At 72.3% G+C, this 26,639-nt stretch carries 23 protein-coding genes; 13 read left to right on the top strand and 10 right to left on the bottom strand.

The window, feature by feature from the left end; all coding sequences use genetic code 11:
• Positions 1-2 precede the first annotated feature (2 nt).
• The 6 genes from ACQPY4_RS36275 to ACQPY4_RS36250 all read left to right on the top strand — a co-directional run bounded on the left by ACQPY4_RS36275 (position 3) and on the right by ACQPY4_RS36250 (position 4,919).
• Positions 3-710, top strand: a complete 708-nt coding sequence (locus ACQPY4_RS36275) for a CDP-alcohol phosphatidyltransferase family protein (RefSeq protein ID WP_433328915.1) — start codon at positions 3-5, stop codon at positions 708-710.
• Complete coding sequence (locus ACQPY4_RS36270; RefSeq protein WP_433328913.1) at positions 707-1,339, top strand: DUF5941 domain-containing protein; 633 nt, start codon at positions 707-709, stop codon at positions 1,337-1,339. Before ACQPY4_RS36275 ends, ACQPY4_RS36270 begins: the two co-directional genes overlap by 4 nt.
• On the top strand, positions 1,336-2,067 hold the full coding sequence (locus ACQPY4_RS36265; protein ID WP_433328911.1) for a sugar phosphate nucleotidyltransferase: 732 nt from the start codon (positions 1,336-1,338) through the stop codon (positions 2,065-2,067). The genes ACQPY4_RS36270 and ACQPY4_RS36265 overlap by 4 nt, the downstream gene beginning before the upstream one ends.
• 77 nt (positions 2,068-2,144) lie before the next feature.
• Positions 2,145-3,200, top strand: coding sequence for an iron-containing alcohol dehydrogenase family protein (locus ACQPY4_RS36260; protein ID WP_433339156.1), 1,056 nt, complete (start codon positions 2,145-2,147; stop codon positions 3,198-3,200).
• The gene (locus ACQPY4_RS36255) at positions 3,190-4,041 is read left to right on the top strand and encodes a CDP-alcohol phosphatidyltransferase family protein (protein ID WP_433328909.1); all 852 of its coding nucleotides are present in this window, start codon (positions 3,190-3,192) and stop codon (positions 4,039-4,041) included. The genes ACQPY4_RS36260 and ACQPY4_RS36255 overlap by 11 nt, the downstream gene beginning before the upstream one ends.
• Before the next feature lie 23 nt (positions 4,042-4,064).
• Positions 4,065-4,919 carry a glycosyltransferase family 2 protein gene (locus ACQPY4_RS36250; protein WP_433339154.1) on the top strand — a complete coding sequence of 285 codons (855 nt, stop codon included), beginning with the start codon at positions 4,065-4,067 and terminating at the stop codon, positions 4,917-4,919.
• Between the two features lie 16 nt (positions 4,920-4,935).
• Here the strand turns inward: ACQPY4_RS36250 and ACQPY4_RS36245 are convergent, their stop codons facing one another.
• Positions 4,936-5,580: a TetR/AcrR family transcriptional regulator gene (locus ACQPY4_RS36245; RefSeq protein ID WP_433328907.1), complete on the bottom strand. Its 645-nt coding sequence runs from the start codon at positions 5,578-5,580 to the stop codon at positions 4,936-4,938.
• Entirely contained in the window at positions 5,577-7,994 is a 2,418-nt protein-coding gene (locus tag ACQPY4_RS36240; RefSeq protein WP_433328905.1) for a HelD family protein, read from the bottom strand. Before ACQPY4_RS36240 ends, ACQPY4_RS36245 begins: the two co-directional genes overlap by 4 nt.
• A gap of 221 nt (positions 7,995-8,215) precedes the next feature.
• Between ACQPY4_RS36240 and ACQPY4_RS36235 the strand changes: the two genes are divergently transcribed.
• On the top strand, positions 8,216-9,274 hold the full coding sequence (locus ACQPY4_RS36235) for a hypothetical protein (protein WP_433328903.1): 1,059 nt from the start codon (positions 8,216-8,218) through the stop codon (positions 9,272-9,274).
• Here ACQPY4_RS36235 and ACQPY4_RS36230 read toward each other — a convergent pair.
• The 3 genes from ACQPY4_RS36230 to ACQPY4_RS36220 are packed head-to-tail and all read right to left on the bottom strand — an operon-like array spanning position 9,271 to position 10,921.
• On the bottom strand, positions 9,271-9,753 hold the full coding sequence (locus ACQPY4_RS36230) for an SRPBCC family protein (protein ID WP_433328901.1): 483 nt from the start codon (positions 9,751-9,753) through the stop codon (positions 9,271-9,273). The two genes, ACQPY4_RS36235 and ACQPY4_RS36230, sit on opposite strands and share 4 nt — an antisense overlap.
• Positions 9,754-9,788: 35 nt before the next feature.
• On the bottom strand, positions 9,789-10,277 hold the full coding sequence (locus ACQPY4_RS36225) for a hypothetical protein (RefSeq protein WP_433328899.1): 489 nt from the start codon (positions 10,275-10,277) through the stop codon (positions 9,789-9,791).
• A 50-nt stretch (positions 10,278-10,327) separates the two neighbouring features.
• Positions 10,328-10,921 (bottom strand): HD domain-containing protein, encoded by a 594-nt coding sequence (locus tag ACQPY4_RS36220; RefSeq protein WP_433328897.1) that lies wholly within the window; start codon positions 10,919-10,921, stop codon positions 10,328-10,330.
• A gap of 111 nt (positions 10,922-11,032) precedes the next feature.
• Here ACQPY4_RS36220 and ACQPY4_RS36215 point away from each other — a divergent pair, with 111 nt between their 5' ends.
• Complete coding sequence (locus ACQPY4_RS36215; protein WP_433328895.1) at positions 11,033-12,895, top strand: PQQ-binding-like beta-propeller repeat protein; 1,863 nt, start codon at positions 11,033-11,035, stop codon at positions 12,893-12,895.
• A 24-nt stretch (positions 12,896-12,919) separates the two neighbouring features.
• Here ACQPY4_RS36215 and ACQPY4_RS36210 read toward each other — a convergent pair whose 3' ends face one another.
• The 3 genes from ACQPY4_RS36210 to ACQPY4_RS36200 form a co-directional block, all read right to left on the bottom strand.
• Positions 12,920-14,041 (bottom strand): glycosyltransferase family 4 protein, encoded by a 1,122-nt coding sequence (locus ACQPY4_RS36210; RefSeq protein ID WP_433339152.1) that lies wholly within the window; start codon positions 14,039-14,041, stop codon positions 12,920-12,922.
• A 116-nt stretch (positions 14,042-14,157) separates the two neighbouring features.
• A complete protein-coding gene (locus ACQPY4_RS36205) occupies positions 14,158-15,420 on the bottom strand; it encodes a nucleotide sugar dehydrogenase (RefSeq protein ID WP_433328893.1) in 1,263 nt (420 codons plus the stop codon).
• A gap of 22 nt (positions 15,421-15,442) precedes the next feature.
• Entirely contained in the window at positions 15,443-16,873 is a 1,431-nt protein-coding gene (locus ACQPY4_RS36200; RefSeq protein ID WP_433328891.1) for a glycosyltransferase family 4 protein, read from the bottom strand.
• Between the two features lie 24 nt (positions 16,874-16,897).
• Between ACQPY4_RS36200 and wecB the strand changes: the two genes are divergently transcribed.
• The 5 genes from wecB to ACQPY4_RS36175 all read left to right on the top strand — a co-directional run bounded on the left by wecB (position 16,898) and on the right by ACQPY4_RS36175 (position 24,473).
• A complete protein-coding gene (gene wecB, locus ACQPY4_RS36195; protein WP_433328889.1) occupies positions 16,898-17,998 on the top strand; it encodes a non-hydrolyzing UDP-N-acetylglucosamine 2-epimerase in 1,101 nt (366 codons plus the stop codon).
• The gene (locus ACQPY4_RS36190; protein ID WP_433328887.1) at positions 17,991-18,677 is read left to right on the top strand and encodes a hypothetical protein; all 687 of its coding nucleotides are present in this window, start codon (positions 17,991-17,993) and stop codon (positions 18,675-18,677) included. Before wecB ends, ACQPY4_RS36190 begins: the two co-directional genes overlap by 8 nt.
• A gap of 130 nt (positions 18,678-18,807) precedes the next feature.
• Positions 18,808-20,925, top strand: a complete 2,118-nt coding sequence (locus tag ACQPY4_RS36185) for a glycosyltransferase (RefSeq protein WP_433339150.1) — start codon at positions 18,808-18,810, stop codon at positions 20,923-20,925.
• A gap of 38 nt (positions 20,926-20,963) precedes the next feature.
• The gene (locus ACQPY4_RS36180) at positions 20,964-22,448 is read left to right on the top strand and encodes a hypothetical protein (protein ID WP_433328885.1); all 1,485 of its coding nucleotides are present in this window, start codon (positions 20,964-20,966) and stop codon (positions 22,446-22,448) included.
• 135 nt (positions 22,449-22,583) lie between these two features.
• Positions 22,584-24,473, top strand: coding sequence for a glycosyltransferase family 2 protein (locus ACQPY4_RS36175; protein WP_433328883.1), 1,890 nt, complete (start codon positions 22,584-22,586; stop codon positions 24,471-24,473).
• 39 nt (positions 24,474-24,512) lie between these two features.
• Here ACQPY4_RS36175 and ACQPY4_RS36170 read toward each other — a convergent pair whose 3' ends face one another.
• Positions 24,513-25,457, bottom strand: a complete 945-nt coding sequence (locus tag ACQPY4_RS36170) for a class I SAM-dependent methyltransferase (protein WP_433328881.1) — start codon at positions 25,455-25,457, stop codon at positions 24,513-24,515.
• A gap of 141 nt (positions 25,458-25,598) precedes the next feature.
• Positions 25,599-26,564, bottom strand: coding sequence for a CDP-alcohol phosphatidyltransferase family protein (locus ACQPY4_RS36165; RefSeq protein WP_433328879.1), 966 nt, complete (start codon positions 26,562-26,564; stop codon positions 25,599-25,601).
• Positions 26,565-26,639 lie beyond the last annotated feature (75 nt).

Below are 26,639 nucleotides of genomic sequence, written 5' to 3'. Positions count from 1 at the left end.
CCGTGACCGCCGACCACCTGGCCGAGCTCAACGTACCGGACCGGCGCGGGGTGAAGGCCGCCGTGCGGCGGGGCGACGGGCCGTTCGCGACCTACGCGGTGAGCAGCTACTCGCCCTACCTCGCGCTCTGGGCGGCCCGCCGCGGCCTGACCCCCAACGCCGTCACCTGCATGTCCCTCGGCGCCGGGGTGGCCGCCGCGGCCTGGTTCGCGGGCGGCGACCGCGCCGGGATGCTCACCGGCGCCGTCCTGCTCTACCTCGCCTTCGCCCTGTCCCGGGTGGACGGCCAGCTCGCCCGCGCCACCGGCGCCAGCACTCCGCTCGGCGCCTGGCTCGACGCGGTCTGCGGTGTGCTGAGGGACGCCGTCGTCTACGCGGGCCTGGCGGTCGGCTCCCTGGCGGCGCCCGCGGGAAGTCCCGTCCACGGCGGCGACGTCTGGCCACTGGCCACGGCGGCCCTGGCGCTCCTGGTCGTCCGCCGCACGATCGGCGTCTCGTCCGCCACGGCCGCCGTCCCCACCGGCCGACGCGGCCCGATCATGACGGCCGCCCTCCTCCCGGACGGCGAGCGCATCGCACTGACCTGTCTGGCCGCCGCCCTCACCAACGCCCGGGTGACCTTCACCGCCCTGCTCATCTGGGGCGCGCTGGCCACGGCCGCAGCCCTGACCCTGAACATCGCCCGTCCCGCCCGGGAGGCCACGCGATGACGAGCGCGACGCTTCCGGCCGATTCGGAGGCTGCCGGACGTCTCCAGGCCTATCGCGACGACGGATCCATTTGCGTGATGCTCGGACGGGCCGCGCGCGGGCAGCTGCCGCCGTTGCCCGGGGCGGTGGTGGCGCTGACCGTGACGGCCGTGCTGCTGGTGGCCGGTGTGGGGGAGCAGCACACCCCGGCGCTGTTCGCTCCGGTGGTCGCTCTGTTGCTGACGGGCCCAGCGTCCACGCATCCGCATCGGGGGCGCCTCGACTGGCTCGTACCGCCGATGGTGCGCGCGATCGAGTATGGTTACCTGGCCGTATTGGGGTTCGCACAGGGTGTGTCGGCGCCGCTGGTTTACTTGCTGCTGACCGTCCTGGCATTCCACCATTACGACACCGTGTACCGCACCTGCCAGGGGCTTCGGCCGCCCGACTGGATCTTCCGCGCCGGGCTTGGCTGGGAGGGCCGGATGCTGATCGTGGCCTTCATGGGCCTCTCCGGGCTTCTCCCGTTCGCGTACGCTGCGCTCGCCGCCTACCTTGGCGTCTTGTTCGTCGGCGAAAGCGTCACAACTTGGTTGCGGACCGGTCGCGACAACGGCGTGCTGGTCGACCTGGAGAAAGAGGAAGCATGATCGGGATGGTGCTGGCAGCGGGCGCGGGCCGGAGGCTGCGGCCCTACACCGACACCTTGCCCAAGGCACTGGTGCCGGTCGACGGTGAGACGACCATCCTCGACATCGCGCTCGGCAATCTGGCCGAGGTCGGCCTGACCGACGTCGTGATCGTCGTCGGATACCGCGCGAACGCCGTCGAAGAGCGCAAGCAAGCCCTTGAGGAGCGTTACGGGGTCACGCTGACCCTCGTCCACAACGACAAGGCCGAGGAGTGGAACAACGCCTACTCCATGTGGCTGGCGCGCGAGCACTTCTCCAAGGGCGTCCTCATGGTGAACGGCGACACGGTCCATCCGGTCAGCGTGGAAAAGACGCTACTCGCGGGCCGCGGACCGGACATCCTCCTGGCGGTGGACAACGTCAAAACTCTCGCTGACGAGGAGATGAAGGTGACCCTCGACGGCGAGGGCAACCTGGCCACCATTACCAAGCTCATGGACCCGGCCTCGGCCGCGGGCGAGTACATCGGCGCGACGCTCATCGAGCCCGCCGCCGCCGGGCCGCTGGCCGACGCGCTCAAGGCCACCTGGGAGGGCGACCCCGACCTCTACTACGAGGACGGCTACCAAGAGCTGGTCAAGCGCGGCGGACGCATCGGCGTCGCCCCGATCGGCGACGTCGCCTGGGTCGAGGTCGACAACCACGACGACCTGGAGAAGGCCCGCCGCATCGCCGCCACGTACTAGGGCGCGGGCCACGCAGAACGCAGCAACGCCATTCCGACGAACCCGACCTAGGAAGGCCTATGCCTCTGCTGACGCGGATGCTCACCGCTCCGCTGTCCATCGATGTGCGGCGCGGCGCCGTCGCCGCCCTGGGCGATCTGCTGGCCGACCGGCGGATCGTCACCGAGGGCCGGGTGGCCATCGCGGTCGGGCCCGGCCAGGGCGACCAGATCGCCGAGCAGGTGCGGCCCTCCCTCACCGCCTGCGAGCTCTTCCGGGTGGACGGCGGCACCGTCGACGCCGCCGTCAGCCTCGGCTCCAAGCTGCGCGCCGGGTCCTACGAGGCGGTGGTGGGCATCGGCGGCGGCCGGACGATCGACGCGACCAAGTACGCGGCGACGCTGGCGGGCATCCCGATGGTCTCGGTGGCCACCAACCTCTCCCATGACGGCATCTGCTCGCCGGTCGCCTCCCTCGAACACGAGAAGGGCAAGGGCTCGTTCGGCGTGGTCATGCCGCTGGCCATGGTCGTCGACCTCGACTACGTCAGGGCCGCGCCCGAACGCCTCGTGCGGGCGGGCGTCGGCGACGTGGTCAGCAACTTCTCGGCCGTGGACGACTGGCTGCTGGCCGCCGACGAGTGCGGCGAGCCCGTCGACCGGATGGCGCTCACGGTCGCGCGCACGGCCGCCGAGGCGCTGCTGCACCAGCCCGAGTCGATCGAATCCGACCGCTTTTTGACCGTTCTGGCCGAGGGGCTCGTACTGTCGGGCATGGCGATGGCCTTCGCCGGGTCCTCCCGGCCGTCCAGCGGCGGCGATCACGAGATCCTGCACGCGATCGACCAGCTGTTCCCCGGCACCGCCAACCACGGCGAGCTGGCCGGCATCGGCGCCGCGTTCTGCTACCACCTGCGCGCCACCCATCTGGGCACGGGCGCCGAGCGGGGCGCCGAGGTCACCACCTGCCTGCGCAGGCACGGCCTCCCGGTGCTCCCGGGCGACGTCGGCCTGACCGTCGAGCAGTTCGCCGAGGCGGTCGCCTACGCGCCCCAGACGCGGCCCGGCCGCTACACGATCCTGGAGTATCTCGCCCTCGACAAGGGCGCGACCCTCAAGGCGGTGGAGGAGTATGTCCAGGCCCATGGAGGCTGAGCTGCCCAAGAACCACGGCCCGCACGACGAGGTGCGTCCGGGACGCCGGTCGGCCTCCGTCGCCGACATCCGGCGGTACGGGCAGCCCCCCGGCCTGAAGGACCGGCGCAACGAAGAGCACTGGGCGGGCCGCCTCTACATGCGGAGCCTGTCCCCGTACTTCGCGTGGGTATTCCTCCGGCTCGGCCTGAGCCCGAACCAGCTCACCTACCTGATGATGCTCAGCGGGGTGGTGGCCGGGGTCGTGGTGTCGCTGCCCGTCTCGGGCGACGCCTCGCTGTGGACGGCGCTCGGCGGCGCCCTGCTGATCCAGCTCTACCTGCTGCTCGACTGCGTGGACGGCGAGGTGGCCCGCTACCTGCGCCAGACCTCGGTCGCGGGCGTCTTCCTCGACCGCATCGGCCACTACCTGTCCGAGGTCGCCCTGCTGGTCGGCCTGGGCTTCGCGGCCCAGGGCGGCTGGGAGAGCGGCGGCTATGTCGAGCTCGGCCTGGTCGCGGCGCTCGGCGCCGCGCTGATCAAGGCCGAGACCGACAACGTGGTGGTGGCACGGGCCAAGTCGGGCCTGCCCGCCGACCCGGTCGGCGGCGACCGCGCGCTGCGTCCCCGCTCGACGGGCATCGCGCTGGCCCGCCAGGCGGCGTCCATGCTCCGCTTCCACCGCATCATCGGCGCGGTGGAGCTCTCGCTGCTGATCGCGGCGGCGGCGGCCCTCGACGTCGTGCTCGGCACCGACACCCCGGCGGCGCTGCGCGTCCTGACCGTCGCGGTGGCGGCCGTCGCGGTCGCGCAGACGCTGCTGCACCTGGTCAGCATCCTGGCGTCCCGGAGGCTCAAGTGAAGCTGAGCGTCGTGGTGCTGACCATGGGCAACCGTCCCGCCGAACTGGCGCGCGCGGTGCGCAGCGCCCTCGAACAGGATCATGTCGACGTCGAGGTCGTCCTCGTCGGCAACGGCACCGACCCCCTGGGCGACCGCGCCGGTCAGGCGCCCTTCGACGACGAGCGGGTCAAGACCCTCCACCTGCCCGAGAACGTCGGCATCCCGGCCGGGCGCAACCGGGGCGTCGAGGCGTCCTGCGGCGAGATCGTGCTGTTCCTCGACGACGACGGCTGGTACCGCTCGCCCCGGCTCGGCGCCTACCTGCGCGACCGGTTCGACGCCGACCCGTCCCTCGGCGTGATCTCGTTCCGGGTGCGCGACCCCGAGGGCGGGCGCGGCGAGCGGCGGCACGTGCCCCGGCTGCGCGCGGGCGACCCCGAGCGCTCCTCTGAGGTCACCACGTTCCTCGGCGGCGCCTGCGCGATGCGCCGCGCGGCGTTCGACGCGGCGGGCGGCCTCCCCGAAGACTTCTTCTACGCCCACGAAGAGACCGATCTGGCCTGGCAGGTGCTGAACGCCGGCTACCGCATCGTCTACGACGCGGCCGCGGTGATGTTCCACCCGGCCGTCCTGCCGACCCGGCACGACATGTTCTACCGCTACAACGCCCGCAACCGCGTGTGGCTGGCGCGGCGCAACCTCCCGTGGCCCCTCGCTCTCACCTATCTCGGCGTCTGGGTCGCCATGACGCTGCTGCGCGAGCACCGTCCCAGCGCCCTGCGCCCCTGGTTCAAGGGCTTCGCCGAAGGCTGGCGCAAGCCCGCGGGCCCGCGTCGCCCCATCACCTGGGGAACCGTCTGGCGCATGACCCGCACCGGCCGCCCCCCGATCATCTGACCGCCCCTCCCGGGGGCTACGGGCTCATCATGGACGAGACGATGAGGTGGGTCAGTTCGGCCGCGATGTCGTCGGCGGGGATGTCGCGGTCGCGGGACGACCAGTGGTGGGCCAGGTTGTTGACGGCGCCGATCACGGCGATGGCGGTCAGCCGGTAGTCGCGGTCGGTGGCCTCGCCGCGGGCGACGGCGTCGTTGGCGACGGTGCTGATGGTGTGCTCCCAGCGCTCGCGCCAGCCCAGGCGGTGGCGCTCCAGCTCGGGGCTCACGCCGATCACCTCGACATAGGCGACGCGGGCCCAGCGGGGGTCGGCGGCCGCGGTGCCCATGTAGGCGCGCACGGCGCGCTCGACGCGGGTGCGGAGGTCGGCGCCCTCGGCGTCGGCGGCGGCGTACGCCTCGGCCAGGGCGGTGCTGCAGCGCTCGTTGAACCGCTGGTGCAGGATCGTCAGCAGCTCCTCGCGTCCGGTGAACTCCTCGTAGAAGTTCCGCGTCGAGACGGCCGCGGTGGTGCACAGGCGCTCGATGGACGTGGCCGCGTATCCCCGCGTGCCGAACAGTTCCAGCGCCGCGGACAGCAGCCGTTCGCGCCGCTCGGCCCGGCGTTCCTCGGCCGAGCGTCCGGCGTAACCACGTTTGGGGGCGGGGTTGCGGCCCGTCATCGGTCTCCGCTCTTCAGGGTGTCGTGCCATTCGGGGGCGGTGGTGAGGACGGTGAGGCGCTGCGTGGCGCGGGAGACCGCGACGTACAGCACGCGCAGGCCGCGCGGCGACTGCTCGGCCACCGTCTCGGGGGCGGCGATCACGGCGGCGTCGAACTCCAGGCCCTTGGCCTCCAGGACGTCGAGGACCTGGACGCGCTCGGGCAGGCCCCGGCCGAGGCGCTCGCGGACGGCGCCGGACCAGGCGTCACCGTCCGGCAGCGGGACGATCAGGCCGATCGTGCCCTCGACCTGGTCGAGCTGTTCCTCGACGGCCCCGCGGGCGGCCGTGACGAGCTCGGCCTCGGGGACCACGCGCACGACCGGGTCGAGGCCGGAGGTGCGGACGGCGCGGGCCGGGCGGGCCTCGGGCAGCGCGAGGGCCAGCACCCGGGAGGCGACGGCGGCGATCTCGGTGGAGTTGCGGTAGTTGGTGGTGAGCTCGTACTCGTAGCGGGCGCGGCGCGGGGGCGCCTTGCGGCGGCGTCCGCGCCGGGGCTTGGGCTCCTCGGGGCCGAGCGCGGACTCCATCGCCTCGCGGGCCGCGTCGAGGTCTTCCCAGGCGCTCTGGGCGGGGTCTTCGACGATGGTCCAGCTGGCCTGGCGGCCCCGGCGGCCCAGCATCCGCCACTGCATGGGCGAGAGGTCCTGGGCCTCGTCCACGACGATGTGGGCGTATTCGGGACGCTCGTCGGTCACGCCGTCGTCGACGCGGCGCGCCTGTTCGAGGCGCTCGATGGAGGTGGTGAGCTCGCGCATCTCGGGTTCCCAGGACTCGTCGGCCACCTCCTCGCCGGTGATGATGTTGACGCCGTCGACGACGAACGGGTCGTCGTCGCCGGGCGGCGGGCGGCGGCGGGACGGCCGGGGCGGCGGCCCGAGCTGGGCGTCGAGCTCGTCGACCAGCGCGATGTCCTGGTAGCTCAGCTCGTCGCCCGCCCAGGACGCGGCGAGCGCCTCGATCGTGGCGGGGTCGAGGTCGCGACCGGCGGCGCGGCCCAGCCGTTCGGGGTCGGCCAGCGAGCGCAGCACGGCGGCGGGCTCGCGGACGGGCCACCAGGCGACCAGGAAGTCGGTGAAGGTGCGCTGCTGGCGGGCGCGGGCGACGAACTCCGAGCGCTTGGGGTCGCCGCCGGTCTCGGCGCCGCGAGCGTCGGCCTGGTCGAGCTCGGCGAGCCCGTCCGCGGCGAGCAGGGCGTTCCACAGGCCCTGGTCGGCGTCGGCCTCGGCGGCCGCCTCGGGGCCGCCGAGGTCGTTGTATCGCTGCCACAGGGCGTCCAGGAGCGCGTCGGCCGCGCGTCCCCTGGCGGCGTTGGCGCTGCCCCTGCTGCGCCGGTGCACGTCGGTGCGGATCTTGTCGAGCCGCACCCGGTCGAGCCGGACGACCACGCCCCGGTGGACGACGCGCAGCTCGTCGGGAGCGCCGGGCGGATGATCGGTGATCGCGCGCCGCAGCACCCGCGCCATGACGCCCGAGCCCTTCACCGCCGCCGCCCGGTGCGGGTCGTGGCGGGTGGCGGTGACGCCGTCGACCAGGTCGCCCAGGGAGCGCAGGGTCGCCGAGCCCTCGCCGAGCGAGGGCAGGACGCGCTCGATGTAGGCCGTGAAGCGCCGGTTCGGCCCGACGACCAGCACTCCGCGTGACCCGAAGCGGCGGCGGTGCCGGAACAGCAGGTAGGCGACGCGGTGCAGGGCGACGGCGGTCTTGCCGGTGCCGGGGGCGCCCCGGACGATGATCGTCCCGTCGGCGGGGGCGCGGATGACCTCGTCCTGCTCGCGCTGGATGGTGGCGACGATGTCGCGCATGGCGCCCTCGCGGGCACGGGCCAGCGACGCCAGGAACGCGCCGTCGCCGACGACGGTCAGCCCGTCGGCGGCGCCGGGGTCGAGCAGGTCGTCCTCCAGGTCGACGACGGTGTGGCCGCGCGAGTGCAGGACGCGGCGCCTGATCACCCCGCGCGGGTCTTCGGGGGTGGCGCGGTAGAAGTCCTCGGCGGCCGGGGCGCGCCAGTCGATCACCAGGGAGTCGTGCTCGGACGTCCGGACGCCGATGCGGCCGATGTAGCGGACCTCGCGCTCGTCGGCGCCGCCGTCCTCGGTGGGACGCGGCGCCAGGTCGAGCCGTCCGAAGACCAGCCCGTCGTCGGCGACGTCGAGCGCCTGGGCCCGCAGCGCGGCCTGGTGCACCATGGCGTCCCGGTCGACCAGCGAGCCCTTGGTGCCGGCCATCGACTGCCGGAAGCCCTCGCGGAGCAGCGCTCTGGTGCTCTCGCGCATCTCCTCCAGCCGCCGGTACGCCAGATCGACGTACCGCTGCTCGGCCGCGATCTCCCGGTCTTTGACCGTGACCGGGCGACCCGTGACCGGGGACGACATGCAGACTTCTCCCTCTCCGCGCTCCGTCCTGGGTGACCCCAGTGCCCCCGCACGGGGGCGAAGCAGACAGCCTATTCGGTCCCCGCGCGGGGGATAGCAGGGGCGCGCTCCGCCTCGCCAGGGCGTCGCCGGGCCGGTTCAGGACACGGGGCGGGCCGAACCTTCCCGCCAGGTGGCGCATCCACCGGGACGTCGTAGTTGATCTCGCGAAGGAGCGATCGATGGGCCTTGTGAAGTCCGCGGGCACGGCCGGGGCGGTCTGCGTCCTGGCGCTCACGCTGGCGGCGGCTCCGGCCTCGGCCGACCCCGCCTGGACGACGGTGTTCGAGACCCGGTCCACCGACCGCGTCACCTCGGTGGCGGCGGGCAGCGCGGCCAACCAGTGGGCGGTCGGGCGCCCGGGGGACAGGGCCTTCCGCAACACCGGCGGCGGATGGCGCGAGGTGGCGCTCCCGTCCGGCGGGGCGCGCCTGGGCAAGGTGACCGCGTCGCGCGACGACAACACCTGGTTCACCGGTGCGAACGAGCTGCTGCGGTACTCGGCCGGTTCCTGGAGGCGCCACCCGCTTCCCTCGGACCTCGAGGTCCGCGACATCGAGGCCACCGGCCGCGACGGGGTCTGGGTCGCGGGCGAGCACTCCGTCCCGCCGCGGGACCCCGACCCCGAGGCTCCCGAGCCGGAGGGCACCCCCTTCCTGCGCCACTTCGACGGCGCCCGCTGGACCGAGCACCCGCTGCCGTCCGGCGTCACCGTTGCCGACCTCGCCCGCCGGACGGACGGCGAGGTGTGGGCGGCCGGGGCCGGTGAGCAGGGCACGGTGGCGCTGCGCTGGAACGGCTCGTCCTGGACGGTCCATCGCCCGCCCGCCCCGAGCGTGGGCGGGGAAACCGAGGTCCAGAGCGTCGCGCCGGTCAACTCCGGCGACGTGCGGGTGTTCGGCCGCAACCACCGGGCGCCGACGGGCGCGGTGGGCTTCCGCTTCGACGGGACGTCCTGGACGGAGATCACCGCACCGGTGACGACCAGCGGTTTCCATGACTCCACGTCCGACGGGGCGGGCGGCGTCTGGCTCGGCGACCCGTGGGCGACGTCCATCTGGCGGCACACGGGCGGCGATTGGAAGCGCTACACCCTGCCCTGGAAGTCCGGGCAGTGGCAGACCGAGATGTTCGCGTTCGCCCGCGTCCCCGGGACGTCCCGCCTGCTGGTGGGCGGTCACCTCGACCGGTCGGGCGAGGGCGGCACGCACACCTACAGCGGCGTGATCCTGGAGAACTAGCCTTCGAGGGCGGTCTTGATCCGGTCGAGCGTGGCCCGCATCCCCGCGCGGTTGCGCTCGGCCCGCTCCTCGGCGGGCACGCCGGTGAAGACCTTGCCGAGCAGGGAGACCAGACCCGCGCCGCGGGTGTCGCGGCGCAGGTCCTCCCAGTATTCGGTGAGGCGGGTGCCGCCCTCGCCGATGTCCTCGATCCGGTAGCCCCACAGCGCGACCGGGACGCGGAAGCTGGTGACCCGGAACGCGAACGCCTGGCCGGGGACGGCGGCGGTCACCCGGCACGAGGTGAACCAGACGCGCCACCCGATGCGGTTGAACCCGACGAACGCGGTGCCCTCGCGGACCGGCCCGCCGCGGACCCAGACCGCGAAGACCTCGGGGCTCCATTCGCGCATCCGGCGCGGGTCGGCCAGCGCCGCGTACACGGCGCCGGACGAGGACTTGACGGCGACGCTTTCCTCGGCCACCCATTCGCGTTCCATGCCCAGATCATGCCGCACCGCCGCGACGCGGGGAATCACGAGACCGGCAGGTGGACGCCCTTGCTGGTGCCGTCGACATGCAGCTCGACGGCCTTGGGCGGGACGTCGTAGAGCAGCACCCCGGAGAACGAGCCGCTGGTCGGGACGCTCGTGGGCTTCACCTTGGTCTTCGGCCCCGGCGCCGCCGTGCCCCGGAACATCATGATCGCGCCCTCGTTCGCGTCGGCCGCGCCGATGAGGCGCTGATGGGCCGGGTCCAGGACGCGGGCGGCCCGGCGCGGCACCTTCGGGTCGATCGGCGGCGGTCCGGTGACCGGCGGCAGCGGGGTGGTCGGGGGCGTCCAGAGCGGCAGGTCCTCCGGGCTCCAGTGAGCGTGGATGGAGTGGTTGGCCACCGTCAGGATGTCCGTCGGCGCGGCGGCGGGCGTCGCCTCCGTGCCGCCGACCAGCGCCAGCAGGAGCTGCTGCGCGGTCGGGCGCGCCCTCGGGTCGGGTGCCAGCCGGTCGGCCGTCCGGTGCGCCAAAGTATCGGACGGGACCCCGAAAGGAATGGTTCGGGTGACCTGGGCCACTGTCAGCGCAGGTGGGCGAACCGCTCGCTCCACTCGGCGTACCAGGCGGCGAACCACGGCTCCCCGGCGGCGAGCGGGAGGATGTAGGTCGTGGTCTCGGCGTAGTAGCGGCGCTGGAAGTCGAGCGGCATCTGGTCGAGGCGCTGGACGTTGCTCACCCGATCGGCCAGCTTCACCAGGACGGCCTCGGCCGGCGCCTCGCCCAGGCGCCTCAGGTACGCGGCCTTGGCGGCGCGCTTGGCCTGGCGTCCCTGCCCGGCCGTGGGCGGCTTGGTCACCCAGTCGACCAGCTCGGCGACCTCGGGCCCGAACTCCGCCTCGATGTCGGCGACGGTGGCACCGGTGTCCTCGGCCACGTCGTGCAGGAGCGTCGCGGCCAGCACGGCCGGGTCGGTCACCCCGGCGCCCCTGGTCATGACCTCCAGCGCCTCCAGGAGATGCTCGACGTACGGGACGCCGGTCGGGCGCAGCTGGTCGCCGTGCCAGCGCTCGGCGGCGGCGCAGGCCCGCTCCAGGGCGGGGACGTCGACCGTCCCGAGCCGGGCGAGGTCGTCGCGCGCGGCGTCCCAGGTCCGCCACGAAATGTAGATCTCCACGGGATGCTCCGTTCTGGCCGGGCCGTGTCGCGCGGGGCGCCCGCCACACGGCATGGTGGGAGGCGTTCGCGGGAAGCACGGGCACGACGAACACTATGAGAAGGGCGAGGCGTGGGGCGAAGGCGGCGGACGCTCGTGGTCGGGGCGGTGTCGGGGGCGATGGCCGCCGTCGTCTGCGGCGCCATGATCGCGCACTATGTCGCCCAGGCCGAGTGGTGGCAGGTGCGGCACACCGTCACCTCCGAGCCCATCGCGCCCCAGGAGCCGCTGGGGCCGCCCGAAGGCCCGATCACGGTCAGCTGGCAGCGGTCGGCGCCGGTGGGGCGCGGCTCGCTCGCCGGGCACGACAGCGTCGCCTACGACATCGCGCACGGCCAGCTCGTCACGGCGTCCGGGCGGGGCCTGGAGGTGCGCGACGCGCGCACCGGCTCCGACCGCTGGAGCTATCGCCGCAACGGCTGGGACCTGCTCGGCTGGACGTCGACGCGCTCGCGGCTCATCGGGTACTTCGAGCGGTCCGGGCATCGCGGCGAGCGCCAGATGGTCGGGTTCGACGCGCTGTCGGGCGCGATGCTCTGGCGGCGCGGCGGCGCCGAGCCCGCCGCCGTGTCCCGCACCACGCTGCGCTGGCCCGCCGGGTCCGACGTCGTGCTCACGGCCGAGGACGACCGCCGGACGGTCGCCGGGCGGTCGGCCGCCGACGGCTCCCGGGTCTGGTCGCGGAGCCTTCCCCCCGGCTGCCGCCTGTTCGAGGGCGCGGCCCACGGGTCGGGCGGGGTGGAGACCCGGTCCGTGCTCCCTCTCGACTGCGCCGGCGCCAGCCGGCTGCTCGCCGTCGAGCCCGCGGGCGGCCGCGTCGTGTGGAGCCGCGCGCTCGGCTCGGCCGAGGCGCCGGAGGTCGCCGCCCACGACGGCGTGACGCTGGTCTCGGACGGCACGGGGCTGCTCGCCCTCGACGAGAAGGGCGAGAAGTTCGCCTCCTGGCCGGGCCCGGACGTCTGCGGCGCCGCGCCGTGCCCGGCGGTGGTCGCGGGCGGGCGGCTGATCGTCGTCCAGCACCCGGAGCCGGCCGAGCTCGGCTCGGCCCGGATGGACGCGGTCGAGGTGGCGTCCGGGCGGGCCCTGTGGCGGCGCGACGTCCCCGAGTACGCCGCGCTCACCCAGGCCGCTGGCGAGGTCTACGCGCTGCGCCCCCGGCTCGCCGAGGGCCTGCTGCCCGCCGGGGTCGACGCGGTCGACCCGGGCGACGGCAGGACCCGGACGGTGCCCGCGCCGTTCGCGGTGGACCCCGATCTCGGCGGCGTCCGGCCGTGGATGGCCGCCGCCGGCGGCCTGCTCTACGTCGCGATCCCCGAGGCGGCGCCGAGGCCCGCGGGCGCGGGGCACCTGTTCGCGCTGCGCGGGGCGTCCGACGGGCCCGGTCCCGCCGAGCTCGACGGGGTGGCGGTGCGGGAGTGGCCCGACGCGTGCGGGCTGCTGACCAGGGGCGACCTGGCGTCGGCGCGCCTGTCCGGCAGCAGGGTCCGCGCGGGCATGGCCAAGGTCGGCGAGGTGCGGTTGCCCAAACCGGTCAGCTGCACCTACGAGCCCCGCGAGCCGCCGGTCGGCCTCGCACCGCCCGAGACGGGCGACGCCGACCCCGACGAGCGCGGACGCGACTCGCCCTCGCCGTCGCGCTGGGACTCGCGCGGCCCCACCGTGACCGTCAAATGGGTCGCCCCGGCGGGCGCGTCCGCCTCGGGCCTGCTGGAGACGCTGCGCGCCGCCCAGTCGCAGGCGCGCCGCCGCACCGACCTCGGGGGCGACGAGGCGTACGAGATCGGCCCGACCCCGGGCACCATCGCGCTGCGTGTCGACCGCTACATCGTGGTGGTCAGCGCCTCGAACCCGCCCAGCGCGGCGCCGCGCCTGGCCCGGACGATCGCGTCCCGCCTCACGGCCCGATCGGCCGGGCCGACCGGGCTCGGCGGTTGAGGCCCGCCCCTCGACCGGGCGGGTTCAGTCGGTCACGGTCTCCGGGACGCCGACCACCGGGGCGCGCCCGGCCCAGGTCTCCAGCTGCGTGACGAAGTTCTTCGCGTGCGTCGGCCAGTGGAAGCGCGCGCGAGCGGTCTCGTAGCCGCGCTTGCCCATGGACGTGCGGAGCTCGACGTCCTTCTTCAGCTGCCGCACGGCCTCGGCGGCCGCCTCGGGTTCGGCGAACGGCACGATCAGCCCGCAGGCCGTGGGCTTGACGATGTCGACGGCCGGGGGGTTCGGCGTGGTGATCACCGGGACGCCCCTGGCCATGTACTCCACGACCTTGGTGGGCATCGAGTGCCGGTAGTTCGGCTCGTCGTGCAGCAGCGCGAGCCCGGCCATCGCACCCTCGGCGATGCGCAGCGCGCGGTCGTTGGGCACGAACCCGTACCAGCGCAGCAGCCCCTCGCGCTGGGCGTCGCGCAGCGCGGGCCTGACGTCGGGGTCGGCCGAGCCGATCAGCTCGACCGTGACGCCCTCGGGCGCCAGCAGCCGGGCCATCTCGATCATGTCGAGCGCGCCCCTGGCCCTGGACAGGTTGCCGACGTAGACCGCGCGCCGGTCGTCCGGCGGGCCGGGCGGGAGGTCGGACACGTACGTGGTGTTGGGCACCACGGGGTGGGTCTCCCGGAACCGGTCGCGGTAGCCGTCCTCGGCGAGCAGCAGCTTGTGCCGCCGCTCGGTGCGGTTCTCCAGGTGCCGGACGGCCGGCCGCAGCAGCGGCGCCACCGGCCCGGGCACCCAGCCCTTGGCGGTGAGCGCCGCCGCGGTGTCCTCGTGGACGTCCCAGACCACGGTCCGCCTGCGGACCGAGCGCGGCAGCGACACCAGGAGCTCGGGGTCGTGCAGGAGCACGACGTCGGCGTAGGCCGCGTGCTCGACCAGGGCGCGGTGGGCGGCGCGCAGCGCCTTGACCCGCCGCCGCCCGGTCGCGCGCGGCACGTCCACCGGGCTCACTTCCCGCCAGGGGGTCACGTTCGTCGCCCGGAATGGAGCGATATAGGTGACCTCATGGCCCGCGTCGAGAAGCGCGCGAATCTGCCGGTGCAGAATCCGGGCGTCCTCGGGGTGGTGCACTATCGTGCAGACGCAGACCCGCATTCCACTCACTCCGGATCGGTGCCGATAATTTCCCACAGTGGATTCTGTGTCCGCTGGGAAAATTATAGGTGAATTCCGTCTGTCGGCGACGTGGACGTCCCTGGAAGGAACGGCTGTCATAGCAGTTCGACGGTCTCGCGCTGGATGTCGCGGGTGAGCCCGCGCGTGTCGAACAGGAGCCTGGCGTTCTCGGCGAGCACGGCCGGCTCGTACTCGGCGTGGTTCGTCAGGACGATCACCAGATCGGCCGCCGCCAGCTCGGCGGTCAGCTCGCCCTGCGCGCGGGGGACATCGTTGCCGTCGACCTGCCAGTCGGACACGAACGGGTCGTGGAAGGTCAGGTCGGCGCCCAGCCGCGCCAGCCGCCTGGCCACCGGACGGGCCGGCGACTCGCGCTGGTCGGCGATGTCGGCCTTGTAGGTGACGCCGAGCAGCAGGATCTTGGCTCCCTTGAGCGCGCGGCCCTCGCGGTTGAGCAGCTGCTGGGCCCGCTCGACCACGTACCGCGGCATCCGGTCGTTGATCTCCTGGGCCAGCTCCACGAAGCGGAACGGGTAGCCCAGCGACCTGACCTTGTACGACAGGTAGTTCGGGTCGATCGGGATGCAGTGCCCGCCGACGCCGGGGCCGGGCCGGAACGCCTGGAAGCCGAACGGCTTGGTGGCCGCGCAGTCGATGGCGTCCCACAGGTCGATGCCGAGCTCGTTGCAGAACACCGCCATCTCGTTGACCAGGGCGATGTTCACGTGCCTGTAGGTGTTCTCCAGCAGCTTGGCCATCTCGGCCTCGCGGGTGCCGCGCGCCTGCACGACCTCCTCGACGAACTTGCCGTAGAAGGCCGAGGCCGCCGAGGCGCACGCGGGGGTGAGGCCGCCGACGATCTTGGGGGTGTTGTGCACCCCGTAGACCGGGTTGCCCGGGTCGATGCGCTCGGGCGAGAACGCCAGGTGGAACTCGTCCCCGGCGGCCAGCCCCGACTTCTCCAGGATCGGCCGGACGACCTCGTCGGTCGTCCCCGGGTAGGTGGTCGACTCCAGCACCACCAGGGCACCGGGCGCCAGGTGCCGGGCCACCGTCTCCGAGGCGCCCCTGACCGCGGTGAGGTCCGGCCCGCCCTCCTCCGACAGCGGGGTGGGCACGCAGATCACCACGGTCCGGGCCTCGTCGAGGATGTCCTCGTCGGTGCTGGGGGTGAAACCCGCCCCGAGCATCGCCTCGACCTCGGCGGGCGAGACGTCGTCGATGTGCGACAGCCCCGCCTTGAGCCCGGCCACGACGCGCGCGTCGCGGTCGAGCCCTCCGACCTTCAGCCCTGCGCGGCAGGCTTCCCGCACCAGCGGCAGCCCGACGTAGCCGAGCCCGATGACCACCAGATCCACCCCGGTGGCTCCCTTCAAGAGTTCATTCAGGTGAGAAGGCCGCGCGGTACCGGGTCGTGACGGCTCGCCATGTCCGTTCCGCCCTGACCCATTCCTGCCCGGCCTGTCCGATTTTTCGGCGTCGTTCGGGACTGTAAATGAGCTCGTCGAGCGAATTCGCCCAGGCTTCCGCGTCTTCCGGAAGAGTTAACGTGCCGGTCACGCCAGGTTCCACGATTTCGCGCAAGGCATTGACATCACTTGCTATTACTGGGATCCCCCCTGCCATCGCCTCGATCGGCTTCAGGGGCGTGACGAGCTGGCACACCCGGTCCGCCCTTCGGGGGACCGCGAAAACATCGAGGGCCGCGTGATACTGACGAACGGACGCCATCGGCACCCTGCCGGTGAACACGGCATGGACGCCGTGGTCGGCCGCGCGCCGTTCCAGCGCCCCGCGTTCGGGTCCGTCGCCCACCAGCAGCAGCGTCAGCGGGGTGCCGCGCCCCTTCAGCAGCGCGGCCGCGTCGATCAGGGTGTCGATGCCCTCGTAGCCGTAGAACGACGAGGTCAGCCCCACGACGGGGTCGTCGGCGCCGATGCCGAGCTCGGCCCGGAGTTCGGCGGCGTCGGGCAGCGGTTCGAGGAACGCCTCGTCCACCCCGTTGGGGACGATGAAGATTTTGGACGGGTCGATTCCGCGTCCCGCGATCTCCTCGCGCATCGCCGCGCCGAGCGTCACCACCGCGTCGGACTCGTCCATCCGGCGGGTCTCCAGGGCGCGGGTGAGGCGGTAGAAGTCGTCGTCCTCGCTGTGCGCGGGGTCGCGCGACAGCCACGAGTCCTCCAGGAACCCGCGCACCTCGTAGACGACCGGGATGCCGTGCCTGCGCCCGACCTCCAGCGCGACGGCCGCGTTCAGATGGTTGCTCACCGCGTGCAGTACGGTCGGGCGGGTCTCGGCGACCACCCGTGCGGCCAGGTCGGCGCTCCTGCCGACCATCCGGCCGGGCGCGGGCGGCAGCCAGGGCAGCAGCCGGTGGTACGGAACCCCGTCGACCTCGACCCGGGTGCGCGTATCGCCGATCCCCTGGCTGAGCGGGTAGCCGAGGCGGGTCACGACCTCGGTGGCGTAGCCCAGCTCCCGCTGGGCGAGCGCGATGCGGTGCGTCCGGACGGTGTAGCCGGCGTTGGTGCGCGGCAGAGCGTTCGTGACGAACTGCAGAACACGCGGCGGATCACTCTGGGCCACCGTCGTCTCCCGAGGGGACGACGGAAGGTCGAGCATGGCCTTCAGATCGGCGGACTCGCGCCGCGGGTCGCGGGGACGGGGCACGGCCAGGCGCGAGCGCCGCAGCCGGGCCGAGGGCAGCAGGCGTGCGGTCAGCCGGACGGCGAGCCGGGGCGCCCGGCTCGGGTCGTCACGCAGCTGCCGCCAGACCAGTCCCAGCAGGTAGACGGTTCTTTTAAGCACGGCGGGCGAGCGTAGGCAACCCCGATGAACAGAAGGGAAATTGTGTTGGCGCCTATCGTGCACGTTCTAGGAGCACGGCCGAACTTCGTCAAGGCGGCCCCCGTGATCGACGCGCTGCGCGCGGCCGGGGCCGAGCAGGTGGTGATCCACACCGGCCAGCACTATGACGAGCGCATGTCGGAGATCTTCTTCACCGAGCTCGGCCTCCCCGAGCCCGACGTCAACCTCGGTGTCGGGTCCGGCAGCCACGCCGCGCAGACCGCGTCGCTCCTGGTCGGGTTGGAAGAGGAGTTCACCAGCCGTTCACCCGCGCTCGTCATCGTGTACGGCGACGTGAACTCGACGATCGCCGCCGCACTGGTCGCGGCCAAGCTGCACATCCCGGTCGCCCATGTGGAGGCCGGGCTGCGCAGCTTCGACAACACCATGCCGGAGGAGATCAACCGCCGGCTGGTCGACCAGCTGTCCGACCTGGCGTTCGTCACCAGCCCCGAGGGCGTCGGCCACCTGGCCAACGAGGGCGTCGACGTCGACAAGGCCCACCTGGTCGGCAACCCGATGATCGACACGCTGCTGGCCAACCTCGACAAGTTCGACACCGACCGGGTCCGCGCCGAGAACGGCCTGCCCGACCGGTACGTGCTGGCCACGATGCACCGTCCGGCCAACGTCGACTCCCCGGAGACCGCCGCCGCCCTGGTCGGGCACCTGCACGGCGTCGCCGACCTGGCCCCGCTGGTCATCCCCGTGCACCCCCGCGGCCGCGCCAACCTGATGGCCGCCGGACTGGACGACCACGAGGGCGTCCACGTGCTGGAGCCCCTGGGCTACATCGACTTCATCGCCGCCGTGCGCGGCGCCGCCGCCGTCGTCACCGACTCCGGCGGTCTCCAGGAGGAGACCACGATCCTCGGTGTACCGTGCCTGACCGTCCGGCCCAACACCGAGCGGCCCATCACCATCACGCACGGGACCAACCGGCTCGTCACGTTCGAAGAGCTCGTCCCCGCCGCCCGCAAGGCCCTGGAGTCCCAGGTCGGGGAGTCGGCGCGCAAGCCGCCGCTGTGGGACGGCCAGGCCGGTCCCCGCATCGCCGAAGTGATCATGGAGTTCCTCGTTGACTGACCCATCCGCAGCCAAGGCCAACCGGCAGGTCGCGCGACTGCGCGCGACCTTGCGCGAGCGCGAGGCCCGCGTCCAGGAGCTGGAACAGCGGCTCATCGCCCTGGAGACCTCCTCGGCCCTGCAGTTCGGCCGGCTGGTCGCCGGCGCCGCCCGCAACCCCAAGGGGCGCGGCGTCCGGCTGCCCAAGGAGCTGTACAAGCTCTGGAAGAAGCGGCACGTCCCGGGCCTGGGCCCGTCGATCCAGCCGAGCGAGAAGACCCAGCTCGACCACATCGACCGCCCCGAGGACCGGCTGCTGATCGCCGACCCCTACGAGGGCCCGGTCGTCGCCGGGCTGCTCGGCCGGGAGGCCAAGGCCGCACTGGCCGGGCACGTCAAGGTCGTCCCGCTGCACCCGCACGACGCCTCGATCGTGCTGGACACCGCCGACGTCGACCTGCTGGTCGTCGACTGCGCGGCCGGCGAGCCCGGCGGGCCCTGGGCCTACCTGGGCGTCCCCGGCATGTACGACCGGGACCGCGCCCTGCACGACATCCGCGAGCTGGCCCGCAACCGCAGCCTCCCCCTGGTGCTGTGGGGCGACACCCCGCCGCCCACCCTGGCCATCCTCGACTGGGACGTCCGAGCGACCACCCCCGCTCAGCTCACCGCAGCCCTCACCCCCGCAGCGACGCGTTGAACGCCGGCGGGCCCGCGACGGCCCGCCGGCATTCGACGGAAGAAAGGAAATTCCTGTGCGACTTCGCGCCCTCGTGTACGGCGACGTCGATCTCAACCTGATCGACGGCTCGGCCATCTGGGCCCAGGGGATGGTGCAGGCGCTGGCACGCGCCGGCTGCGCGGTGACGCTCGTCCTCAAGGCGCCGGTGCGCACCGGCCGCCTGGTCGACCCGTTGCGCGCCCTGCCCGAAGTGACCATCCGGAGCCCGCACGCCGAGGGCCTGATCGAGGGCGACCAGGGCATGCCCGCCAAGCAGGCCGCCCACGTCCTGTCCAGGATCGACTCCGAGGAGCCGTTCGACCTGGTGGTCGTGCGCGGCCGGCGCCTGGCGGGCAAGCTCACCGGCAGCCCCCTGGCCGGACGTCTCTGGACGTACCTGACCGACGTCCCCCAGTCGGCGGGCGAGTTCAGCGGCTCGGCCAAGGGCGAGCTGCGCCGGATCGCCGACGCGTCCCGGATTCTGCTCTGCCAGACCGAGGAGCTGCGCTGCTTCCTGGAGAGCGCCGTCCCGGCGACGGCGGGCAAGAGCGTGCTGTTCTCGCCCGTGGTCGTCCTGCCCGAGGGCCTGGACGGACGCGAGGGCGGCGCCCCCGAAGGCCGCGCGCTCAAGCTCGTCTACACGGGCAAGTTCGCTCCGCGCTGGAACACCTACGAGATGACCTCGCTGCCGAGGCTGCTCGCGGTGCGCGGCGTCGACGCCGAGATGCACATGGTCGGCGACAAGATCCACGACGACCCGCAGGACCCCGGGTTCTCGACCCGGATGCGCACCGCGCTGGAGGGCGGGCAGGGCGTCGTCTGGCACGGCGGCCACCCGCGCGCCGAGGCCATGCGGCTCACCGCCGCCTGCGACGTCGGCATCTCCTGGCGCCACCCCGACATGGACGCCAGCCTCGAACTGTCGACCAAGCTCCTGGAGTGCGGCGCGCTCGGCGTCCCGGTCGTGCTCAACCGCAACCCGATGCACGAGCGGCTGTTCGGCACCGACTACCCGCTGTTCGCCGCGACCGAGTCCGATGTCGTCGACGCGCTGACCCTCATCGGCAAGAACCCCGAGGTCTACAACCTGGCCGTCGAGCGCTGCCGCGCCGCGGCGGCCGAGTTCAGCCTGGACGCGGCGGCCGAGCGCCTGGGCCGCTACCTGCGCCAGGCGTTCCCCGAGGAGAACCAGGCCGTCCTTTCCGTCCGCGAGGGGCGCAAGCTCCGCGTCGGCGTGGCCGGGCACGACCTGAAGTTCTTCACCCGGCTGCTGGACTACCTCAAGTCCCGTCCGGACATGGAGGTCCGCGTCGACCACTGGGCCGCGCTCAAGGTCCACGACCCCGAGCGCAGCCAGGAACTGGTCGACTGGGCCGACGTCGTCGTCTGTGAATGGTGCGGCCCCAACGCCCTCTGGTATGCCGGCCACAAGCGCGAGGGGCAGCGGCTCGTCGTCCGGCTGCACCGCTTCGAGCTGTACGCGCGCTGGCCCAGGCATCTCGACATCGACGCCGTCGACCAGGTGATCTGTGTCAGCCCGCACTACGCCGACCTCACCCGCGAGATGACCGGCTGGCCCGCCGACAAGGTCACCGTGATCCCCAACTGGGTCGACGACCAGGGCCTCGACCGGCCCAAGCTGCCCGGTGCCGAGCACCATCTCGGGATGATCGGCATCGCGCCGTCCCGCAAGCGGCTCGACCTGGCGCTGGACGCGCTGGAGGAGCTGCGCCGCGACGACCCCCGCTTCACGCTCTTCGTCAAGACCAAGCTGCCGTGGGAGTACTGGTGGATCTGGCAGCGCGAGGAGGAGCGCGCCCACTACGAGGAGGTCTTCCGGCGGATCCGCCGGTCGCCCCTGCTCGCGGGCGGCGTGATCTTCGACGCCTACGGCCGGGACGTCGCGGGCTGGCTGCGCCGCATCGGGTTCGTCCTGTCGACCAGCGACGACGAGAGCTTCCACCTCGCCCCCGCCGAGGGCATGGCCGCCGGAGCGGTCCCGGTGCTGCTCGACTGGCCGGGCTCCGACACCATCTACGACCGGCGGTGGATCCACGCCGACCCGTCGGCCATCGCCCGGTCGATCGGCTCGATCGTCCGCGAGGGGCGCTGGGAACAGGAGCGGCTCCTGGCGCGCGACCAGGTCCGCGCGGCCTACGCGCTGGAGTCGGTCTGCGACCAGTGGACCGAGATGATCGCGGGGGTGCCGATCTCTACCGGCGCGTAGCGCGCGGCGGGCCCCGACGATCTCGGTAAGCTCGACGTGTGAGCCCCAAGGTCCGGTCGTTCGTCCAAGGGGCGGCCCGGCACGTCTCGGCGCACCTGCTCTTCGCGGCGGTGCTGCTGGGGGCGGTCGCGGTCCGGGTCATCGCCGCGCGGGGCTATCCGGCGCTGCTGTGGGCCGGCGACTCCTACGGCTATCTCGACTCGGCCGTCAAGTTCCGCCCGCATATCGGACGTCCCAGCGGCTATGGGATCTTCCTCTGGACGCTCAAGCCGTTCCACGACGTCGGCATCGTTGTCGGAGCCCAGGCCGCGCTGGGCGTGGCCGCCGGAACCATGGTGTACGCCCTGGTCTGGCGCCACGCCCGCGCCGCCTGGCCCCGATGGATCTGGCTGCCCGGCCTTCCGGCGACGGCGGCGGCGGTCCCCGTCCTTTACGACGGCAACCTGATCCAGTCCGAGCACATGATGCTCGCCGACAGCCTGTTCACGTTCCTGGTCGTCGCGGTGGTCACGGTCGTCCTGTGGAACCCGCGCCTCACCTGGTGGACGGGCCCGCTGGCCGGGACGCTCACGGCGTTCGCGGCGCTGACCCGCCTGGCCGGGCTGCCGCTGCTGATCCTCGTCGTCCTGGCGATGCTGCTGCGCTGGTCGGGGTGGCGCCGCACCCTCGGCGCCGTCGCGCTGGCCGGGGTCACCTTCGCCGTCCCGTTCCTGGCCTACATGAACTGGTTCGACGACCACCACGGCAGCTTCGCGGTGACCAAGGGAAGCAACGTCTGGATGTACGGGCGCGTCATGGCCTTCGCCGACTGCGCCAAGATCAAGCCCCCGCCCGACCTGGCGGTCATGTGCCCGAAGCCGGACGGCGACCCGCGAATATCGCCGACGTTCCGGTCGATGTGGACGTCCGACTCCCCGTTCAACCAGATCCCCGGCGGCATCTACGGCCACCAGGGCAACGAGATGGCGGGCCGGTTCAGCGACCTGGCCGTCGAGCGGCAGTTCGGCGACTACCTCGACGTCGTCGTCCGCGACACCCGGCGCGCCTTCGACACCGGACGCGAGCCCTACCCGACCCCCTGGACCGAAGAGAACCTGCGCTTCCCCCGAGGCGAACAGTGGTCGGACGAACAGTGGCTGCTGGCGTCCCAATACGGGGGCGACACCGCGCGTCCACGGGTGATCGAGCCCCACGCCTCCTGGATTCGCGACTACCAGGAGCGCTTCCACACCGCGGGCCCCGCACTGGCCGCGCTCCTGGCCGTCGGCCTCGTCGGGATCCTCATCCGCCTCCGGCCCAGAAGCCGCTGGGGCGGCTCGATCCTGCTGCCCTGGTCGACCGCCTCGGCCATGCTCGTCATCCCGGCCGCCACGGCCGACTTCGACTACCGCTACCTCGCCCCGGCGGTGCCGCTGTCCTGCCTCGCCGCCGTCCTGACGTTCATCCCGAACCGGCGCAAGGCACCCGAAGAGCCCGCGGCGGAACCCGCGGTGATCGAGGAACCTCACAGCGTTAGCACCTGATCAATTGTTGTCTCCGGGTAATATCGCGCTGAGCCCCGAGTTAACGAAGATCGAATTTCACCCGGCGGAATGTCAACTGGGGACCTCCGCCGGGCGTCTCCAGTGGGACGCACAAGCGGTGGGATTTGGAGACCAATGACGACCCCGAAGGTCAGCGTCATCGTGCCGGTGTACAACTGCCGCGCCACTCTGGACCGGACGTTCCGGTCTGTGCTCGACCAGTCGCTCCCGGCTGCGGACGTCGAGATCATCGCGGTGGACGACGGCTCCACCGACGGCAGCGGCGAGGAGCTCGACCGCCTCGCCGCGGGCGACGCGCGCTTCCACGTCGTCCACCAGGAACCGTCCGGCGGTCCCGGCAAGCCACGCAACGTGGGCATCGAGAAGGCCACCGGTGAGTACGTCTTCTTCCTCGACGCCGACGACCACCTCGGCCCCGAGGCCCTCGAACGCTGCTGCGCGATCGCCGACGCCAACGGCACCGATGTCGTCGTCCCCAAATACGTCGGGATAGGCCGGAAGATCAATCCCCATCTCTTCCGCGAGACCGTCCCCTTCACCACGGTCTACGACGCCGTCCCCAACCTCTACGGCAGCATCACCGCCCTCAAGCTCTACCGCCGCGCCCTTCTGGAACGGCACCGCATCCGCTTTCCCGAGAACGTCCTGTCGGGCGAAGACCAGTTCTTCGCGGTCCAGGCGTATTTCGAGGCCAAGGGCGTCTCCGTCCTGGCGGACTACGACTGCTACTACTGGGTCGACCGCGAAGACGGAACCAGCGCCCTGCAGACCGGAGGCGCGCCCGCCGCCGACTACTTCCCCGAGATCAGGCGCCTGATGGAGTTCGTCGCCGAGCGCACCGCCCCCGGCGACGTCCGCGACCGCCTCCTGCGCCGCCACTTCGCCATCGAGGTCTTCTCCCGCTTCGACCCCCGCTACCAGCGCTTCACCCCCGAAGAGCGGCGCGACACCCGCGACGCCGTCCGCGACCTGGTCAGGGAGTTCGCCAACCCCCAGATCATGGACGCCCTCTCGCCCTACATGCGCCTCCTCGACCACGCCCTCCGCAACAACCTCGACGACCTGGTGGACGAGGCCGCCAAGGTCCACGCCGAGAACCCGCCCTCCATAGTCGTGGCCGACGACAAGGCCCTCCTCGCCTACCCGGGCCTGCGCGACGAGAGGTACGCCGTCCCCGACGAGGTCTACGAACTCCGGGGCTCCGTCGCAGGCCGTCGCAACTTCGTCGACGTCGAGTGGCACGGCCCCCACCTCAAGGTCCGCGTGAACCCGTCCATAGAACGCCTGGGCGAGGGCGACCCCCCAGAGGAACTGCTCCTCAAGCACCGCGACACCCAGGCGATCCACCACGTGCCCTTCCTCCGTGACGGCGAGTCCCTGGTGGCCGAGATCGACTTCGGCGACCCGGCCCTCACCCCCGGCCGCTGGGACACCTCGACCCTCGTCCGGACCCGCGGCTACACCCACGAGGCCCGCCTCTACGCGTCCGACGACGCCCGCGTTCCCGGCGCCCGTCTCGTGGCCACCGCCGAAGGCGCCCCCTTCGCCGAGCCCTACCTGACCAAGCACACCGGCGCCCTGGCCCTCAACATCGGCGCCTTCGCCAAGGCCCGCACCCCGGCCGGACCCCCGAAAATCACCCCGTCAGGCCCCGCCCTCCACCTCCAGGGCCATCTCGCCGCCGCCCTCCCGCCCACCGACCTCACCGTCAGCGCCGTCCTCCAGCACCGCGAGACCGACGACACCGTCGAGGTCGACCTCACCATCGAACGCGCCGAGGGCAAGATCAAGGTCTCCGGCGAGTTCGACCTCAGCAACGCCCGCCGCGGCAAATGGGACCTCTCCTACAAGGTCACCACCGGCGAGTCCACCGGCACCCTCAGAACCCCCGCCCCCACCGACCTGGGCCGTCCCACCCGCTCCGTCAAACCCTTCCGCACCGCCCACGGCAACCTCAGCATCCAGACCACCAAGTCCCGCCTCCGCTCACTCCTCCGCCGCTGACGACCAAGGCGTGTAGGCGGGGACTTTGCTCGTTGGGTTCTAGCGGGTGAAGACGTGGAGGTGCTTGTCGTATTCGTGGATGGTGCGGGTGAGGGTGGGGTTTTCCTCTAGCCAGCGCTTGCTGACGGCTTGTTCTTCGGGGCGGTGGGCGTCGTCGAGCATGATCTGGGCGTGGTCGGTGCAGCGGGGGAGCAGGTGGGGGACGGCGGGGTAGCGGGCTTCGGGGCCGCCGGTTCCCGGGGGGCCGTCGACGATGACCAGGTCGATGTCGTGGAGGTCTTCGATGGCCTTGGTGTCGTACCAGGGCTGGTCACCGGTCAGGGGGGCGTAGCGGATTTCTACGGTGTCCTGGAGGTTGTGGGCGCGGATGAGGTCTCTGGTCATCTCGGCGAAGCGTTCGTCGTGTTCCAGGGAGACGATCCGGCCGCCGAGGGACTGGACGATGTAGCCCAGCCAGGTGCTGGAGGCGCCGCTGCCGCACTCGACGATGAGCTTGGGGTGCTGGGTGTGGATCTGGGTGATGATGTGGCGGAGGGCGTCGGGGGAGAGGGCCCAGTGGCGTAGGGCGGGCATGGGCGCGCGGGGGGTGATGAGGGCGCGGAGGTCGGTGATCGCCTCGAGTTGCTGGTAGGCGGTGAAGACGTCCTTGCTGACCCATTCGCGGGCCTTGGCGACGTGGGTGTCCAGGTCAGCCAGCTTTTTGGTGGTGGCTTCTGATCTCTGGGCGGCTTCGGCCGCGTGGTCGGCGTTCTGCTGGGTGGCCTGGGCCTGACGGGTCGTCAGGCGTTCGATCTTCTCGTCCACGCGGCGGATCATGCCGGCGGTGAGCATCAGGCCCACCAGGACGAAGGTGCCGACGACGGTGATGGCGGCGGTGGGGGCGGAGATCTCGTCCAGGGCCAGGAGGATCGCCACCAGGGCCGTGACGGCTACCGCTCCGCCGGTCCCGCCGCGGGCCAGATGGGAGAAGGCGGGCACGCGCATATTGGGGGACCTCCGGTCGATCTGTGGGGATGACCGGTCATTATCAGCCTGGGGTCGGCCCTCATGCGCCCTTTTGGCGTGGACAGTCGGTGAAGGGTGGGTGGCGGGCGGCCGACTTCGAGGTGACCGCCCGCCTTTGACCTAGTGGTTGGCGGGGTAGGGCTCTTCCGCCGGGAGCTCGGCCTGGAGGGCCTCGATCTTGCTCTGGACCTTGGCGAGGGTCTTGGTGTAGTCGCGGCTGGAGAGCCAGAACTTGTAGATGATGACGAACTCGAAGGCCAGCATTCCGGCGGCGGACAGGATCGTGACCGGGATGATCGCGCCGGGGATCGCGGCGGCGGCCAGGGGGGCGACGATGAAGACGCCCATCTGGAACTCGATGCCGCTGATCAGGTGGGGACGGATGCGGCCGCGGATGAGGACGTCGCGGACGCGGGCGTACCAGGGGAAGCGCTGGTTGAAGCCGCGCTGGAGCTCGATGTTGGGGTTGTCGCCGACGACGCGCTCTTCCATGTCGGCCTCGGGGTCGGGGGTCAGCTCGACCACGTCGATGTGCTCGGCGCCCTTGAGGCGCAGTTCGAGGGCCTGGGCCTGCTCGCGGGCGGCGGCGAGCTTGGTGCGCATCTGGGTGCGGACCTTGTAGATCTCCAGCGCGTCCATGTACCGGAGCATGTCGATGAAGACGACGGCGACGGCCGTCCAGACGTAGGCGACGTTGTCGGTGGCGATGTACTGGCCGCCCATCAGGGCGATGGCGCAGGCCAGGACGCGGACGCGGTCGAAGATGTAGTCGAGCCAGGCGCCGAAGATCGAGCCGGTGCCCTTGAGGCGGGCGATCTTGCCGTCCATGCAGTCGAGGGTGAACGACAGGTGGTACAGCAGGGCGCCCAGCAGGAGCCAGGGCCAGGACGCGAACGCGAAGCTCGCGCCCGCGCCGAGTCCCAGGAGCAGGGCGCCGACGGTGAGCTGGTTCGGCGTGATGTTCGTCCGGTTGGCCGTGAACCGGACGAGCCGGGAGGCGAGCGGGTCGACCAGCAGTACCGTCCACCATGCGTCACGCGCCTTGTACGTCCGTTGCCGAACGTCCTCGAGCGTGAAATTCGCCATGGAGAGCTGTCCTTTCATCGGGGAGTGAGGCTTCCCCCGGCCTCAGATTCGAATGGGTTTTGCCCGCCGTTCACC

It is taken from the genome of Spirillospora sp. CA-294931, assembly GCF_050946795.1.
Lineage (GTDB): Bacteria > Actinomycetota > Actinomycetes > Streptosporangiales > Streptosporangiaceae > Spirillospora.
This window is presented reverse-complemented; position numbering and strand designations above follow the sequence as displayed.

Coding starts and splice junctions, on each gene's coding strand:
- ACQPY4_RS36185 (WP_433339150.1), top strand. CDS start 18,808: ATGGTGCAGGCGCTGGCACGCGCCGGCTGCGCGGTGACGCTCGTCCTC.
- ACQPY4_RS36210 (WP_433339152.1), bottom strand. CDS start 14,041: ATGCGGGTCTGCGTCTGCACGATAGTGCACCACCCCGAGGACGCCCGG.
- ACQPY4_RS36250 (WP_433339154.1), top strand. CDS start 4,065: ATGGGCAACCGTCCCGCCGAACTGGCGCGCGCGGTGCGCAGCGCCCTC.
- ACQPY4_RS36265 (WP_433328911.1), top strand. CDS start 1,336: ATGATCGGGATGGTGCTGGCAGCGGGCGCGGGCCGGAGGCTGCGGCCC.
- ACQPY4_RS36235 (WP_433328903.1), top strand. CDS start 8,216: ATGGGCCTTGTGAAGTCCGCGGGCACGGCCGGGGCGGTCTGCGTCCTG.
- wecB (WP_433328889.1), top strand. CDS start 16,898: ATGAACAGAAGGGAAATTGTGTTGGCGCCTATCGTGCACGTTCTAGGA.
- ACQPY4_RS36165 (WP_433328879.1), bottom strand. CDS start 26,564: ATGGCGAATTTCACGCTCGAGGACGTTCGGCAACGGACGTACAAGGCG.
- ACQPY4_RS36175 (WP_433328883.1), top strand. CDS start 22,584: ATGACGACCCCGAAGGTCAGCGTCATCGTGCCGGTGTACAACTGCCGC.
- ACQPY4_RS36245 (WP_433328907.1), bottom strand. CDS start 5,580: ATGACGGGCCGCAACCCCGCCCCCAAACGTGGTTACGCCGGACGCTCG.
- ACQPY4_RS36230 (WP_433328901.1), bottom strand. CDS start 9,753: ATGGAACGCGAATGGGTGGCCGAGGAAAGCGTCGCCGTCAAGTCCTCG.
- ACQPY4_RS36255 (WP_433328909.1), top strand. CDS start 3,190: ATGGAGGCTGAGCTGCCCAAGAACCACGGCCCGCACGACGAGGTGCGT.
- ACQPY4_RS36170 (WP_433328881.1), bottom strand. CDS start 25,457: ATGCGCGTGCCCGCCTTCTCCCATCTGGCCCGCGGCGGGACCGGCGGA.
- ACQPY4_RS36260 (WP_433339156.1), top strand. CDS start 2,145: ATGCTCACCGCTCCGCTGTCCATCGATGTGCGGCGCGGCGCCGTCGCC.
- ACQPY4_RS36240 (WP_433328905.1), bottom strand. CDS start 7,994: ATGTCGTCCCCGGTCACGGGTCGCCCGGTCACGGTCAAAGACCGGGAG.
- ACQPY4_RS36270 (WP_433328913.1), top strand. CDS start 707: ATGACGAGCGCGACGCTTCCGGCCGATTCGGAGGCTGCCGGACGTCTC.